Origin of the sequence: Roseateles sp. NT4 (genome assembly GCF_051857475.1) — a bacterium.
Taxonomy (GTDB): domain Bacteria; phylum Pseudomonadota; class Gammaproteobacteria; order Burkholderiales; family Burkholderiaceae_C; genus Pelomonas.
Genome location: NZ_JBPZGZ010000003.1, coordinates 480,917 through 495,422 on the forward strand (window position 1 = coordinate 480,917; position 14,506 = coordinate 495,422).

16 protein-coding genes and 1 tRNA gene are annotated in these 14,506 nt (G+C 66.4%); 7 read left to right on the forward strand and 10 right to left on the reverse strand.

Translation table 11 applies throughout. From position 1 onward, the window contains the following. Positions 1 to 161: 161 nt before the first annotated feature. A tRNA-Pro gene (locus tag ACS5PN_RS21115) sits at positions 162 to 238 on the reverse strand. Between the two features lie 23 nt (positions 239 to 261). After that, positions 262 to 1,257: an octaprenyl diphosphate synthase gene (gene ispB, locus ACS5PN_RS21120; protein WP_439465982.1), complete on the reverse strand. Its 996-nt coding sequence runs from the start codon at positions 1,255 to 1,257 to the stop codon at positions 262 to 264. Between the two features lie 296 nt (positions 1,258 to 1,553). Between ispB and rplU the strand changes: the two genes are divergently transcribed. From rplU to proB, 4 genes are all read left to right on the forward strand, one after another. Beyond that, positions 1,554 to 1,865, forward strand: a complete 312-nt coding sequence (gene rplU, locus ACS5PN_RS21125) for a 50S ribosomal protein L21 (protein ID WP_025564359.1) — start codon at positions 1,554 to 1,556, stop codon at positions 1,863 to 1,865. Between the two features lie 34 nt (positions 1,866 to 1,899). Continuing rightward, positions 1,900 to 2,163, forward strand: coding sequence for a 50S ribosomal protein L27 (gene rpmA, locus ACS5PN_RS21130; RefSeq protein WP_119043685.1), 264 nt, complete (start codon positions 1,900 to 1,902; stop codon positions 2,161 to 2,163). Positions 2,164 to 2,298: 135 nt separating this feature from the next. Further along, positions 2,299 to 3,372, forward strand: a complete 1,074-nt coding sequence (gene obgE / locus ACS5PN_RS21135; RefSeq protein ID WP_439465983.1) for a GTPase ObgE — start codon at positions 2,299 to 2,301, stop codon at positions 3,370 to 3,372. Continuing rightward, a complete protein-coding gene (gene proB / locus ACS5PN_RS21140) occupies positions 3,369 to 4,484 on the forward strand; it encodes a glutamate 5-kinase (RefSeq protein ID WP_439465984.1) in 1,116 nt (371 codons plus the stop codon). The genes obgE and proB overlap by 4 nt, the downstream gene beginning before the upstream one ends. Positions 4,485 to 4,503: 19 nt before the next feature. On the opposite strand, the gene ACS5PN_RS21145 is transcribed toward proB, so the two are convergent. Next, complete coding sequence (locus ACS5PN_RS21145) at positions 4,504 to 5,124, reverse strand: RNA pyrophosphohydrolase (RefSeq protein ID WP_439465985.1); 621 nt, start codon at positions 5,122 to 5,124, stop codon at positions 4,504 to 4,506. 140 nt (positions 5,125 to 5,264) lie between these two features. Here ACS5PN_RS21145 and ACS5PN_RS21150 point away from each other — a divergent pair, with 140 nt between their 5' ends. The 3 genes from ACS5PN_RS21150 (at position 5,265) to ACS5PN_RS21160 (ending at position 9,864) form a co-directional block, all read left to right on the forward strand. After that, positions 5,265 to 7,010 carry a proline--tRNA ligase gene (locus ACS5PN_RS21150; RefSeq protein ID WP_439465986.1) on the forward strand — a complete coding sequence of 582 codons (1,746 nt, stop codon included), beginning with the start codon at positions 5,265 to 5,267 and terminating at the stop codon, positions 7,008 to 7,010. After that, positions 7,007 to 7,615 carry a lytic transglycosylase domain-containing protein gene (locus tag ACS5PN_RS21155; RefSeq protein ID WP_439465987.1) on the forward strand — a complete coding sequence of 203 codons (609 nt, stop codon included), beginning with the start codon at positions 7,007 to 7,009 and terminating at the stop codon, positions 7,613 to 7,615. Before ACS5PN_RS21150 ends, ACS5PN_RS21155 begins: the two co-directional genes overlap by 4 nt. Before the next feature lie 98 nt (positions 7,616 to 7,713). Next, positions 7,714 to 9,864, forward strand: a complete 2,151-nt coding sequence (locus ACS5PN_RS21160) for a M3 family metallopeptidase (protein ID WP_439465988.1) — start codon at positions 7,714 to 7,716, stop codon at positions 9,862 to 9,864. 21 nt (positions 9,865 to 9,885) lie between these two features. Here ACS5PN_RS21160 and ACS5PN_RS21165 read toward each other — a convergent pair whose 3' ends face one another. The 7 genes from ACS5PN_RS21165 to prfA all read right to left on the reverse strand — a co-directional run bounded on the left by ACS5PN_RS21165 (position 9,886) and on the right by prfA (position 14,501). After that, on the reverse strand, positions 9,886 to 10,473 hold the full coding sequence (locus tag ACS5PN_RS21165; RefSeq protein ID WP_439465989.1) for a hypothetical protein: 588 nt from the start codon (positions 10,471 to 10,473) through the stop codon (positions 9,886 to 9,888). A gap of 129 nt (positions 10,474 to 10,602) precedes the next feature. Next, entirely contained in the window at positions 10,603 to 10,986 is a 384-nt protein-coding gene (locus ACS5PN_RS21170) for a hypothetical protein (RefSeq protein ID WP_439465990.1), read from the reverse strand. 13 nt (positions 10,987 to 10,999) lie between these two features. Next, the gene (locus tag ACS5PN_RS21175) at positions 11,000 to 11,560 is read right to left on the reverse strand and encodes a UbiX family flavin prenyltransferase (RefSeq protein ID WP_439465991.1); all 561 of its coding nucleotides are present in this window, start codon (positions 11,558 to 11,560) and stop codon (positions 11,000 to 11,002) included. After that, entirely contained in the window at positions 11,557 to 11,871 is a 315-nt protein-coding gene (gene grxD / locus ACS5PN_RS21180; RefSeq protein WP_439465992.1) for a Grx4 family monothiol glutaredoxin, read from the reverse strand. Before grxD ends, ACS5PN_RS21175 begins: the two co-directional genes overlap by 4 nt. Before the next feature lie 54 nt (positions 11,872 to 11,925). Next, positions 11,926 to 12,501 carry a hypothetical protein gene (locus ACS5PN_RS21185; RefSeq protein ID WP_439465993.1) on the reverse strand — a complete coding sequence of 192 codons (576 nt, stop codon included), beginning with the start codon at positions 12,499 to 12,501 and terminating at the stop codon, positions 11,926 to 11,928. A 111-nt stretch (positions 12,502 to 12,612) separates the two neighbouring features. Then, positions 12,613 to 13,419, reverse strand: coding sequence for a peptide chain release factor N(5)-glutamine methyltransferase (gene prmC / locus ACS5PN_RS21190; protein ID WP_439465994.1), 807 nt, complete (start codon positions 13,417 to 13,419; stop codon positions 12,613 to 12,615). Next, positions 13,416 to 14,501, reverse strand: coding sequence for a peptide chain release factor 1 (prfA, locus tag ACS5PN_RS21195; protein WP_439465995.1), 1,086 nt, complete (start codon positions 14,499 to 14,501; stop codon positions 13,416 to 13,418). The genes prmC and prfA overlap by 4 nt, the downstream gene beginning before the upstream one ends. Between the last annotated feature and the right edge of the window lie 5 nt (positions 14,502 to 14,506).

Here is a 14,506-nt window from a genome sequence, read left to right on the forward strand (position 1 = left end):
GCGGCGGCGTCGACGACGGAAAGGGCGGAGTCCACCGATTGTGCCAGCCGTGAGGCGGGTCCGAAGCAAACGATTTCCAGGGATAACGTCAGGTTTTATGGGCCAAACGGTGGCCCTGTGCGGCGGTCTCAACCCTCGTCCCGAGGGGAGTGCCAGAAAACTGGTCGGGGTGAGAGGATTCGAACCTCCGGCCTCTACGTCCCGAACGTAGCGCTCTACCAGGCTAAGCTACACCCCGATGTTTTCTCTGTTGGTGGGCATTCAGGAATGCCGCTCAACCGACTGAATTGCGAATTCTAGCAGAGATTCTGTCCACTTGTTTGGAGGCAGATGCGTGAGGCAGTCGGCTGCGTGGCGCGCCTCGGTGCGGGCGGCTTCGCGAGTCGATTCGAGCGCGCCGGTCGAGCGCACGATGGCGACGATCTCCTGCAGCTTTTCCTGCTCGCCTTCCTCGATGGCGTGGCGCAGCAGGGCGCGCTGTTCGGGCGTCGCGCGCTCCATGGCGATCAGCAGGGGCAGCGTCGTCTTGCCTTCCCGCAGGTCGTCGCCGATGTTTTTTCCGAGTTCGAGGGCGTCGCCTTCATAGTCCAGCACGTCATCAATGAGCTGGAAGGCCGTTCCCAGGCCCCGGCCATAGGCGGCGCAGGCTTCTTCGACTTCGGGTGAGGCGTTTGCCAACACCGCACCGAGGCGTGCGCTGGCCTCGAAGAGCTTGGCGGTTTTGAAACGGATCACGCGCAGATAGCTCTCCACCGTGATGTCCGGGTCGTGCATGTTCATCAACTGCAGGACCTCGCCCTCGGCGATGACATTGGTCGCTTCGGCCAGCACCTCCAGCACACGCATGCGGTCGACCGAGACCATCATCTGGAAGGCGCGCGAGTACAGGAAATCGCCGACCAACACGCTCGCGGCATTGCCGAACAGGGCATTGGCGGTTGGCTTGCCGCGGCGCAGCGAGGACTCGTCGACGACGTCGTCATGCAGCAGCGTGGCCGTGTGGATGAACTCGACGACGGCGGCCAGCTCAAAGCGTGTCGGCTTGTCGAAGCCCAGCGCATTGGCGAACAGCAGCACGAGCTTGGGGCGCATGCGCTTGCCGCCGGCGTGCACGATGTAGTGGGCGATCTGGTCGATCAGCGCCACGTCGGAGGACAGGCGCTGTGCGATAACGGCGTCGACCTGGGCCATTTCGGCGGCCAGCAGGGCGAGTACCTCGGCGACTTGGGATGGGGGCGAGGCAGTCTCGACGCGCACTCTGGACTCTCAGGCAAGGGATGGCGGATTATAGAAACGGTGTCCACCCGCCCTCCGGCAAGGCGGGGACGCGCCGTTGGGTGAACGTATACGGCTCGGCGGCGGTGGCGTTTGCCATTCTCCGAGGGCTCAGGGTATACTCGTGGGCTCTTTGCATTTCGTGCGCCTTTGGTGTGCGGCTGTCGAGAGACCAAAACCGACAAAAAGGCCCGACGAGGGCGGCGGCGCAAGTCTGATGACGGGTGCCACGCCGCTGGAGCCGGGTGAATGCACCCCCGAGGTGCGGAAGGATGAATATGTACGCGGTCATCAAAACCGGCGGCAAGCAATACAAGGTTGCTGCCGGCGAAAAGATCAAGGTCGAGTTGCTCGACGCGGAAGTTGGCGCTGAGGTCACCCTCGACCAAGTGCTGGCAGTTGGCAGCGGTGACGGCCTGACGGTCGGCGCTCCGCTGGTCGCCGGCGCTACGGTCAGCGCCAAGGTCGTCAGCCACGGCAAGCACGACAAGGTTCGCATCTTCAAGATGCGCCGTCGCAAGCACTACAAGAAGAGCCAGGGCCATCGCCAGAACTACACCGAGCTGGAAATCAGCGCGGTCAACGGCTGATCCCTCTTCTTTCGCTAATTTCTAGGAGCTAAACATGGCACAGAAAAAGGGCGGCGGTTCTACACGGAACGGCCGCGACTCCAAGCCCAAGATGCTGGGCGTCAAGGCTTACGGCGGTGAACTGATCTCCGCTGGCTCGATCATCGTCCGTCAGCGCGGCACGAAGTTCCACCCCGGCGTCAACGTCGGCATCGGCAAGGACCACACGCTGTTCGCGCTGGTCGATGGCCACGTGAGCTTCACCGTCAAGGGCGCCAACAACCGTTCGACGGTTGTCGTGACCCCGCTGGCCGCCTAAGGTCAGCAGTTCGGGCGGCCACATCGCCCGAAAGCCCAAGCCCCGGCTCGCCGGGGCTTTGTCATTTCTGAAGTCTGCTGCGCCACACGACGGCGCATCGGTCGCAACCTCAGCCATTACGATGGCTCCTCCGCCATGAAATTCGTTGACGAAGCCACCATCGATGTCGCCGCCGGTAACGGTGGCGCAGGCTGCGCGAGCTTTCGCCGCGAGAAGTTCATCCCCTTTGGTGGGCCGGACGGCGGCGACGGCGGCAAGGGCGGCAGCGTCTGGGCCGAGGCCGATCGCAACCTCAACACGCTGATCGACTACCGCTATGCCCGCCGCCATGAGGCGCGCAATGGCGAGGCCGGTCGCGGCTCGGACTGCTTCGGCGCCGCGGCCGACGACATCGTGCTGCGCATGCCGGTCGGCACCATCATCACCGACCTCGAGACCGAGTCCGTCATCGGCGAACTGCTCGAGCCCGGCGAGCGCATCCTGCTGTGCAAGGGCGGCGACGGCGGCTTCGGCAATCTGCATTTCAAGACCTCGACCAACCGTGCGCCGCGCCAGAAGACGCCGGGCTGGCCGGGCGAGATCAAGAAGGTGCGGCTGGAACTGCGCGTGCTGGCCGACGTCGGCCTGCTGGGCCAGCCCAACGCCGGCAAGTCCACGCTGATCACGGCGGTGTCCAATGCCAAGCCCAAGATCGCCGACTATCCCTTCACGACCCTGCATCCCAATCTGGGCGTCGTGCGCGTCGCGCCGGAAAAGAGCTTTGTGGTCGCCGACATCCCCGGCCTCATCGAAGGCGCCGCGGAAGGCGCTGGCCTGGGCCACCAGTTCCTGCGCCATCTGCAGCGCACCCGGCTGCTGCTGCATGTCGTCGACCTGGCGCCCTTCGACCCCGAAGTCGATCCGGTCAAGGAAGCCAAGGCCATCGTCGCCGAGCTGAAGAAGTACGACCCCGAGCTGCACGCGAAGCCGCGCTGGCTGGTGCTGAACAAGCTGGACATGGTGCCCGAGGAAGAGCGTGCCGCCCGCGTGAAGGACTTCATCAAGCGCTACAAGTGGAAGGGCCCGGTCTTCGAGATCTCGGCCCTGACCCGCCAAGGCTGCCAGCCGCTGATCCACGCCATCTACGACCACGTCGCCGCCCAGCAGCGCGTGATCGAGGAGCGCGACGTTCGTTTCGACTCGCCCGAGTCCCCCAACGCCACAGAATGACCCTGCTCTCCAGCGCGCGCCGCATCGTTGTCAAAGTCGGTTCCAGCCTCGTCACCAACGAGGGCCGCGGCGTTGACGCCGAAGCGATCGCGAATTGGAGTCGCCAGCTGGCGGCGTTGGCCGGCGAAGGGCGCGAGCTGGTGATGGTGTCCAGCGGTGCCATTGCCGAGGGCATGAAGCGCCTCGGTTGGGCGACGCGCCCCAAAGAGCTGCATGAGCTTCAGGCCGCGGCGGCCGTCGGCCAGATGGGCCTGGCCCAGATGTATGAGAGTCAATTGAGTGCCCAGGGCATGGCCAGCGCCCAGGTGCTGCTGACCCACGCCGACCTGGCCGACCGCGAGCGCTATCTGAATGCGCGCTCGACGCTGCTGACGCTGCTGGCCCATCGCGTGCTGCCTGTCATCAACGAGAACGACACCGTCGTCAATGACGAGATCAAGTTCGGCGACAACGACACGCTGGGGGCCCTGGTGGCCAACCTGGTCGAAGCCGATGCCCTCGTCATCCTGACCGACCAGCGTGGCCTGTACTCGGCCGACCCGCGCAAGGACCCCAACGCCCGCTTCATCGACAACGCCCAGGCGGGCGACCCGGAGCTGGAGTTGATGGCCGGCGGCGCGGGTTCCAGCATCGGCCGTGGCGGCATGCTCACCAAGATCCTGGCCGCCAAGCGCGCAGCCGGCAGTGGTGCCGGTACCGTCATCGCCTGGGGGCGTGAGCCCGATGTGCTGCTGCGCCTGGCTGCTGGCGAGGCCATCGGCACAGCCCTGCATGCGGCCACGCCGAAGTTGGCGGCGCGCAAGCAGTGGATGGTCGATCACCTGCAGCTGCGCGGCTCGGTCAAGGTCGATGCCGGTGCGGCGATCAAGCTGCGCGATGAGGGCAAGAGCCTGCTGCCGATTGGCGTCGTGGAAGTGCAGGGCGGCTTCCATCGTGGCGATGTCATCGCGGTGCAGACGACCGAAGGTGTGGAGCTGGCACGTGGCCTGGCCAATTACTCGGCGTCGGAAGCGCGCCTCATCGCGCGCAAGCCATCGTCGGAATTCGAGGCGCTGCTGGGCTATGCCGCAGAGCCTGAATTGATTCACCGGGACAACCTGGTCCTTCGCTAGACGAACCAGGTTGCGGCGCTCAGTCGTGCGACTCGCCTTCGGGCGGCGTCACGGCTGCCTCCAGGGGCAACGGCCCGCTGCCGGTATCCAGCGGCATGGGCCCGCTGCTGTTGCGCTCCCGATGCGCCGGCCGCATGCCTGCCCGCAGATAGCGGTTGTGGTGGTTGATGCGGGGCAGATAACGCGCCAGCTCCGTCAGCGCCATCTCGTAGACGCCGCGTTTGAACTCGATGACGGCTTCCAGCGGTACCCAGTACTCGTTCCAGCGCCAGGCATCGAACTCGGGGTGGTCGGTGGCGCGCAAATTCATGTCGCAGTCGCGGCCCATCATCTGCAGCAGGAACCAGATCTGCTTCTGGCCGCGGTAGTGGCCGCGTGCGTCGCGGCGGATGAAGTGCTCAGGCACCTCATAGCGCAGCCAGTCGCGAGTTCTCGCGATGATGCGCACATGCTCTGGCGTGAGCCCCACTTCCTCGTGGAGCTCTCGGAACATCGCCTGCTCAGGCGTTTCACCGTGCTTGATGCCCCCTTGCGGGAACTGCCACGAGTGCGTTCGGATGCGCTTGCCCCAAAACACCTCGTTGCGCTGGTTGAGCAGGATGATGCCGACGTTGGGGCGGAAGCCTTCACGGTCGAGCATAATCAACCTCAAATCTCTAGTTGGTTCGATTATTGCATCGGGCCACGATCGCCACAGCGCCCTCGCTAACCCGAAGATTTCTCCCTGTTTTGTCGTGACTTGGCCGGGTTTTCACCCGGCCTTCGCATTTAGTACCGCCCATGAAAGCCTCCCAGTTCTTCATCTCCACGCTCAAGGAAGCTCCCGCCGATGCCGAGGTCGTCAGCCACAAGTTGATGATGCGCGCCGGCATGATCAAGCGCCTGGGCGCCGGCATTTACAACTACATGCCCATGGGTCTTCGCGTCATCCGCAAGGTCGAGAAGATCATTCGGGAGGAGATGGACGCCGCTGGCGCCGTCGAATGCCTGATGCCCGTCATCCAGCCCGCCGAGCTGTGGCAGGAGACTGGCCGCTTCGACAAGATGGGGCCTGAGTTGCTGCGCGTGAAGGACCGCCATGGCCGCGACTTCATCGTCCAGCCCACCAGCGAAGAGGTCATCACCGACATCGCTCGCCAGGAGTTGCGCAGCTACCGCCAGCTGCCGAAAAATTTCTATCACATCCAGACCAAGTTCCGCGACGAACGGCGCCCCCGCTTCGGTCTGATGCGCGGCCGCGAGTTCACGATGAAGGACGCCTACTCCTTCGACCGTGACAAGGACGCCGCCGGCCGCAGCTACGAGAACATGTACGCGGCCTATTGCAAGATCTTCGACCGCTTCGGTCTGCAGTACCGTGCCGTGGCGGCGGACACCGGCGCCATCGGCGGCGACCGCTCGCATGAATTCCAGGTCATTGCCGACACCGGCGAAGACGCCATCGTCTACTGCCCGACCAGCGACTACGCCGCCAACATCGAACTGGCCGAGGCCGTGGCGCTGATGCCCGCGCGCGGCGACGCCCTGCAGGCCCTGGCCAAGACGCCCACGCCGGGCAAGTCCACCTGCGAAGAGGTCGCCCTGCTGCTGGGCCTGCCGCTGGCGCAGACGGTGAAATCGCTGGTGCTGGCCACCGACGAACTCGACAAGGACGGCAACATCGTCAAGACCCAGGTCTGGCTGCTGCTGGTGCGCGGCGACCATGATCTGAACGAGGTCAAGGCCGGCAAGCTGGAAGGCCTGAAGGGCGGCTTCCGCTTCGCCACCGGCGGCGAAATCGTCGACCACTTCGGCTGCAAGCCCGGCTACCTGGGCCCCATCGGCCTGCACAAGCCCGTCAAGATCATTGCCGACCGCACCGTCGCCGTCATGAGCGACTTCATCTGCGGCGCCAACGAGGTGGACTTCCACTTCACCGGCGTGAACTGGGGCCGCGACCTGCCCGAGCCCGATGTCGTCGCGGACCTCCGCAATGTCGTCGCCGGCGACCCCTCGCCCGACGGCAAGGGTCTGCTGGCCATCCAGCGTGGCATCGAGGTGGGCCATGTGTTCTATCTCGGCACCAAGTACAGCAAGGCGATGAATGCGACCTTCCTGGACGAGAACGGCAAGCCGGCCCTGATGGAGATGGGCTGCTACGGCATCGGCGTGACCCGCATCCTGGGCGCAGCCATCGAGCAGAACCACGATGCGCGCGGCATCATCTGGCCGGATGCGATCGCGCCGTTCACGGTGGTGGTCTGCCCCATCGGCGCGGATCGCAGCGAGGACGTGAAGAACGCCGCCGACAAGCTCTACGGCGAGCTGAAGGCCTTGGGCGTGGACGTGCTGCTGGATGATCGTGGCGAGCGCCCCGGCGCGATGTTCGCGGACTGGGAGCTGATCGGCGTGCCGCACCGGGTGGTGTTGGGCGATCGCGGCCTGAAGGAAGGCCAGGTCGAGTACCAGGGCCGCCGCGACGAGGCGGCCACCAAGCTTGGGGTCAACGATGTGGTCGGCCATTTGAAGGGCCTGCTCAAGCTTTGAAGCGCCGGCTTCTGTTGTCCAGCCTGCTCGCCGCGCCGTTGGCGGCGCGGGCGGGCGCCCAGGTCGAGGAGCCGCTGGCGGACTCGATGCGCTCGGCGCTGAGCGCTTCCATCGCGCAAAGCGCACCGCCGCGGCCGAAGTTCGAGGTCGGCCAGGACAACGAACGCCTGGCCTATCTGCTCTGGCTGAGCACCATGAGCGAGCGGCTGAAGAAAAAGAAGACCGAGACGCAGATCCGCATCGAGTTCCTCGAGACGGTCTGGTACGAGGCCAAGCGTGCCGGCCTGGAGCCCAGCCTGGTGCTCGGGCTGGTGCAGGTCGAGAGCGGGTTTCGCAAGTACGCCATCAGCATCGCCGGCGCGCGCGGCTATATGCAGGTCATGCCTTTCTGGGCCAAGCTGATCGGCGATGGCGACGCCGCGCGGCTCTTTCACATGCAGAGCAATCTGCGCTTCGGCTGCGTCATCCTGCGTCACTACCTGGACCTGGAAAAGGGCGACATGTACATGGCCCTGGGCCGCTACAACGGCAGCCGCGGCAAGCCCGAATATCCGAACATGGTGTTTGCCGCCAGGCGGCAGTGGCTGCTGCCCGGTGAGAAGTGAAGAGCGGGTAAAGCCCTCAGGGCTTACCCGGCGTGGCTTGTGGCTGGGGTGGATAGCGGCGTTAGGCTTGGCGGTTTCGTCCACAAGACAAGTCGCCCATGCACGCTGCAAAACCTGCCGTCCGACGCTTCGCGCCTCTTCTCCTCTCCACCTTGCTCGCCACCGGCCTGGCCTGGGGCCAACAGGCTGCGGACAACCCGCTCTTCAAACCCAGCCCGCTGCCGCTGCAATACCCGCAGTTCGACAAGGTGAAGGACGAGCACTTCGGCCCGGCCCTGGACAAGGGCATGGCCGAGCAGCTGGCCGAGATCCAGGCCATCGCCGACAACCCCGCCGCGCCCACCTTCGACAACACCATCATCGCGATGGAGAAGAGTGGCCGCCTGCTGGGCCGCACCAGCACTCTGCTGTTCAGCCTGATCGGCGCCGATGCCAACCCGGCCCGCCAGCAGCTGCAGACCGACTACGCCGCCAAGCTGGCTGCCCACCGCGACGCCATCCAGCTCAACCCCAAGCTGTTCGCCCGCATCGAGACCTTGTACGCCGCCCGCGACAAGGCCGCCCCGAACGCCGAAGGCAAGCGCCTCATCGAGCGCTACCGCCGCGACATGGTGCGCGCCGGCGCCCAGCTGAGCGACGAGCAGAAGGTGCGCATGAAGGCCATCAACGCCGAGCTGGCGACGCTGGGTGCGCGCTTCAACAAGGCCGTGCTGGCCGAGGTGAACGACTCGGCCGTCGTCGTCGACAGCGCCGAGGAATTGGCCGGCCTGACGCCAGCCCAGATCTCCGCAGCCGCTGAAGTGGCCAAGAAGAAGGGCCTGGAAGGCAAATACGTCCTGACGCTGCTGAACACCACCATCCAGCCGCAGGAGACCGAGCTGCAGAACCGTGCCGTACGTGAGCGTCTGCACCTGGCCTCGGTCGCACGCGGCAGCCGCGGCAATGCCAATGACACGACGGGCATCATTGCCCGCGTGATCGCCCTGCGCCAGGAGCGCGCGGCCCTGCTCGGCTACGCGACGCCGGCGGCCTTCGTGCTGGAGGAGGAGACCGCCAAGTCGGCCGATGCCGTCAACGCCATGCTCGGCAAGCTGGGCCCGGCCGCCGTCGCTTCGGCGAAGCAGGAAGCGGCGGAGCTGCAGAAGCTCATCGACGCCGACCAGTCGGCCAGGCAGCAGACCAGCTTCGAGCTGCAGCCCTGGGACTGGAGCTATTACTCGGAGAAGCTGCGCGCCGCCAGGTACGGCTTTGACGAAAGCCAGCTCAAGCCTTATCTGGAGCTGACCAGCGTGCTGGAGAAGGGCGTGTTCTACGCAGCCAACCAGCTCTACGGCATCAGCTTCAAGCGCCGCACCGACCTGCCGGTCTACCGCGACGACGTGCGCACCTATGACGTCTTCGACAAGGACGGCAAGCAGCTCGCCATCTTCATCGCCGACCTCTACGCCCGCCCCAGCAAGCGCGGTGGCGCCTGGATGAACGCCTATGTGGGCCAGAACCCGCTGGAAGGCACCCAGCCCGTCGTGGCCAACCACCTCAACATCCCCAAGCCGCCGGCGGGTGAGCCGACGCTGCTGACCTGGGACGAGGTCAACACGCTGTTCCACGAGTTCGGCCATGCCCTGCACGGCATGTTCAACAAGGGCCTGTATCCCAGCCTCGGCCGCGTACCGCGTGACTTCGTCGAATACCCCTCGCAGGTCAACGAGGTCTGGGCCGACTGGCCCAGCGTGCTGGCCAACTATGCCAAGCACTACAAGACCGGCGAGCCCATGCCGCGCGAGCTGCTGGACAAGGTGGCGCGCGCCAAGCGCTTCAACCAGGGCTATACGACGCTCTCGTATCTGAGCGCGGCCATCGTCGACCAGCGCCTGCATCAACTCAAGGCCGGCGAGGTGCCGGCTGCCGACGGCATCATGGCCTTCGAGGCCAAGGTGCTGAAGGACGAGGGCATCGCCTTCGGCCCCGTGCCGCCGCGCTACCGCCTGCCCTACTTCAGCCACATCATGGGCGGCTATTCGGCCGGCTACTACGCCTACATCTGGAGCGAGGTGCTGGATGCCGACACGGTGGAATGGCTGAAGGCCCATGGCGGCCTGAAGCGTGCCAACGGCGATGCGCTGCGCGCCAAGCTGCTGTCGCGTGGCGGATCGGAAGACGCGATGGTGCTGTTCCGCAACCTCGTCGGCCATGAGCCCGACATCAAGCCGCTGCTGGAACGTCGCGGCCTGGTGGTGCAGAAGCCCTGAGCCAAGGGCGGCCCGGGATCGTCAGGCGTTGGTCGCCAGCGAGCCTGGGTAGCTCAGCGAACTCGAGTTCGCCGAGACCGAGAACACGACGCTGGTGCTGGCGCTCTGCTGCATCAGCGAGGTGTAGAGCGACATCACGCCGCCCGAGCTCCTGGCGAGCTTGGCCGCCTGCGAGATGGCGGCGCTCTGCTGGATGCTGGTCGACAGCTTCATGGCGTCGCGCGCCTGCGTCGCAATGCGGGTGGCGAAGTTGGGCTGGCTGGCATCGGCCTTCAGGAAGGCCTGGGCGGCGGCCTTGTCGGCATCCGAGCCTTTGATGTCGACGCTGCCGTCGCTCTTCACCGAGAACTCGACGGCGCCCGACAGATGCACGCCGGCCTTGTCCATGGCGGCGCGCAACTCGGTGCCCAGCTTCTTCTGGCTGACATTGAGGTTGTGGACGGCCGTTGCCGATTTGGTGGTGGCCGCGGCGCGCTGCATGGCGGCCGACGAGATGGTCGGCGAGCCGGTCTTGCTGGCGGCGGCGGCGCTGCCGTTGTTGGTCGCTGTGCTGTCCTGGCCTTGCGGGCTCAGATAGCTGAGCAGGGAGCTGTTGAGGCCAGAAAGCATGGCGCACCTGTCGAGGCAGTTGATGCCGGCATCTTGCGGGAGCCGCGCGATGTCAAACGGTCCAACTGGACGGGGATCGCCGCGCTGATCGGCGTTGACGCCTCGGCCCCGGGGCCGGGCTTGGCGCTTTCAGCTGGACTGCAAGCCGCGTGAACGCGAACTCTGGATCAGCGCCTGGCCCAGCCCGCAGTAGATGACGCCACTGCCCACGACGTTGAAGGACAGGAACAGGCCCAGCACAAACGCGGCGAGGCCGAGCAGCATCAAGCCGCCGCCCAGCCAGAGAAAGCGGTGTGGCGATCGCAGTGGCGGCCAGGCGATGGCGGTCAGCACCGGCACCGTCAGCAGCAGCAGGATGGCCTGCACTTCTGGGTAGCGCACGCCCTTGGAGAGCATGGGAATGCCAGGCACGGCCTCGGGAGCCCATGCCCAGTAGGCGAGGGCGGCGATCCGCATCAGGCAGTCCAGCGCCAGCAGGCCCACCATGCACCAGATGATCTTGCTCAGCTTCATGGTGTGCGGCGGCTCAGAGACCCGTCCAGGCCTTGGGCTGGGCCTGGGCCACGCCGGCCAGTTCCAGCACCCGCTCCACCGTCTCGTTGACCATCTCTTCGATGGTCTTGGGGTGGTGATAGAAGGCCGGCAGCGGCGGGAAGCAGATGCCGCCCATCTCGGTCACGGCGACCATATTGCGCAGGTGTGCCAGGTTGAAGGGTGTTTCGCGCACCATCAGGATGAGGCGGCGGCGCTCCTTCAGCGTCACGTCGGCGGCGCGGGTCAGCAGGTTGTCGCCCAGGCCGTGGGCAATCGCGGCCAGGGACTTCATCGAGCAGGGCGCCACGACCATCGCGGCCGTGGCGAAGCTGCCGCTGGCGATGCAGGCGCCGATGTCGCCGGGGGCGTAGGCATGGTCGGCCTCGGCTTCCAGCGCCGAGCGGTCCAGGCCCAGCTCGTGGTGGGCGTTGAGGATGCCGGCGGGCGTGGCGATGAGGTGGGTCTCGACGCCCAGCTCATGCGAGCGGCGCAGCAGGCGCAGCGCATAGGCCGCACCCGTGGCGCCCGTCAGCCCGACGACAAGGCGGGTCACGCCGTGGCCAGGGCCTGTTGGAGCTCACCCGACTCGTACATCTCCATCATGATGTCCGAGCCACCGAGGAACTCGCCATTGATGTAGAGCTGCGGAATGGTGGGCCAGTTGGCGTAGTCCTTGATGCCCTGGCGCACTTCCTCGTCTTCCAGCACGTTGAAGGTCTTCAGGTCGGTGACGCCGGCGGCCTTCAGGATCTGGATGGCGCGGCCGGAGAAGCCGCACATGGGGAACTGGGCCGTGCCCTTCATGAAGAGCACGACACGGTTGGACTTGACCAGGTCGTCGATGCGTTGCTGAACGTCGCTCATTGCAGTTCTCGGAAAGGCAAAACCGCAATTATCCCGGACGGACCTCGCCCGTTCTCAATAGCTGTAAGCCAGACCCAGTTGCAGCAGGGGTTTGAAGCGCAGGTCGCGCATGGCGTCCTCGAAGCCCTGGGCGCTGCTGCGGCCCAGGCGCAGGCCCCCGTAGGAGCCTGACATCAGCCCGAAGTCGGCGCTGAAGGCCAGGCCGCCGCCGGTTACACGGCCTGTGTAGCCGATGCCGACATAGGAGAGATTGGCGTTGTCCACCGAATAGCCATCCGGGCCGCTCAGCGACAGGCTGCGCCTGCCGGCGGCGACCGGGCCGCTGCCCAGGGCCAGGCCGCCACTGCTCTGCGACATGGACAGGGGGCCCATCAGCAGGCCGCCGGTGGCACGCAAGCCGCCGCGCACGCTGGAGAAGCCGGAGCTGGTGAGGTAGTAGTCGCCGAGCAGGTTGGCGCTGAGGACGCGGGAGCCACCAAGGTGGGGCTGCTGGGCTTCGCTGCCGCCGTCCACGCTGCTCAACTGCAATCGGGCCTGCCAGCGCGGATTGGCATCGCTGTCAGCCGCCAGGGCGGACGCGGTGAAAAGGGCAGTGAGGCTCAGTACTGCAGCGCTGGCGAGGCGGGCCATGATCGTCTCCTGCGCGGTGCATCGGGTGGCACCGGGATTTGATACTACGCCCGCTGATCAGTTACGGGAAACAGGAACTGGCAGCAATACATCACACATTTCGGGGAGGTTTCAGCTGGTTGCACCCCAGCGCCCCCCACTCGCCCGGGGGCGATCGGCCAGGTCGCGACGCAGCGTAGCCTGGGTGAAACCACGGGCGGCGAGCAGAGCCGCCACGGCATCCGCCTGATCCCAGCCATGCTCCATCAGCAGCCAGCCGCCGGCATTCAGATGTTGCGGCGCAACATCAACCAGGGTGCGCAGATCGGCCAGGCCGTCGCCGCCGGGGGTCAGTGCCGTCAGGGGCTCGTGGTGCAGGGACGGCAGATGCGGGTCGTCGCCGGCGATATAGGGCGGGTTGCTGACGACCAGGTCGAAGTGCTGTCCTGCCAGCGGCTCAAACCAGCTACCCAGACGCCAGTCGACATCCAGCGCGAGCCTCTCACCGTTGGCGCGGGCGACGGCCAGCGCCCCGGCGCTGAAGTCGACGGCGGCGACCCGGGCGCGCGGGCAGGCGGCCTTGATGGCCAAAGCGATGGCGCCGCTGCCGGTGCCCAGGTCGACGACCGTCGGCTGGCCGGGCAGGTCGGCCAGCAACTCCAACGCCCAGTCCACCAGCGTTTCCGTGTCCGGGCGTGGAATCAGCGTGGCCGGAGTGACTTGCAGCTCCAGGCCGTGGAAGGGTTGCCAGCCGGTCAGGTGGGCCAGGGGCTCGCCGGCGGCGAGACGGCGCAAGGCGGTTTCGGCGTCCACGGGCGCATCGCCGTGAGTGATCAGCCAAGCGCGGCTCTGGCCGGTCAGATGGCCGAGCAGGCTCTGGGCATCACCACGCTCGACGCCAAGCTGGCGCGCGAGGGCCAGGGCCTCGTCGATGGTCATGCGCGCCCGGCTTCCAGTTCGGCCAACTGCTCGGCAGCCTGTGCGGCCAGCAGGCCCTGGATGACGTCGTCGAGGTCACCGTCCATGATCTGTCCGAGCTTGTACAGCGTCAGGTTGATGCGGTGGTCGGTGAGCCGGCCCTGCGGAAAGTTGTAGGTGCGGATGCGGTCGCTGCGGTCGCCCGTGCCGATGAGCCCCTTGCGCGTGGCGGCCTCCTTGGCGGCGCGCTCGCTGCGTTCCTTCTCCTGGATGCGCGCCTGCAGCACCTGCAGAGCCTTGGCCTTGTTGCTGTGCTGGCTGCGGCCGTCCTGGCATTCGGCCACGATGCCGGTGGGCAGGTGGACGACGCGCACTGCGGAGTCGGTCTTGTTGATGTGCTGGCCGCCGGCGCCGCTGGCGCGGAAGGTGTCGATGCGCAGGTCGGCCGGATTCAGCGTGATGGCTTCGGCCTCGTCGGGCTCGGGCATCACGGCGATAGTGCAGGCGCTGGTGTGGATGCGGCCCTGGGTCTCGGTCGCCGGCACGCGCTGCACGCGGTGGCCGCCGCTCTCGAACTTCAGCCGGCCATAGACGCCGTCGCCTTCGACGCGCACCACGAGCTCCTTGTAGCCGCCCAGGTCCGACACGTTCTCGGACAAGATCTCGGTGCGCCAGCCCTGGCCTTCCGCAAAGCGCAGATACATGCGCGCCAGATCGCCGGCGAACAGGGCCGATTCGTCGCCGCCGGTGCCGGCGCGGATTTCGAGGAAGGCGTTGCGCTCGTCGTCAGGGTCCTTGGGGATCAGCGCGAGCTGGAGTTCCTGAGCCAGCGCGACCAGCGCGGCTTCGTTGGCGGCGATCTCCTCGCGGGCCATCTCAGCCATCTCCGGGTCATCCAGCAGCTCGCGCGCGGCGGCGAGATCGGTTTCGTGCGTCTGGTAGCGGCGATAGCGCTCGACCAGGCCCGACACCTCGGCCTGTTCCTTGGTCACGGCGCGGTAGCGCTTCATGTCGGCAGCGATGCTGCCGTCGGCGAGGAGGGCGTCGAGCTCGGCGAGGCGGAAGCCGAGGCGTTCGAACTGCTGGCGCAGGGAGTCTTTCATGGCGG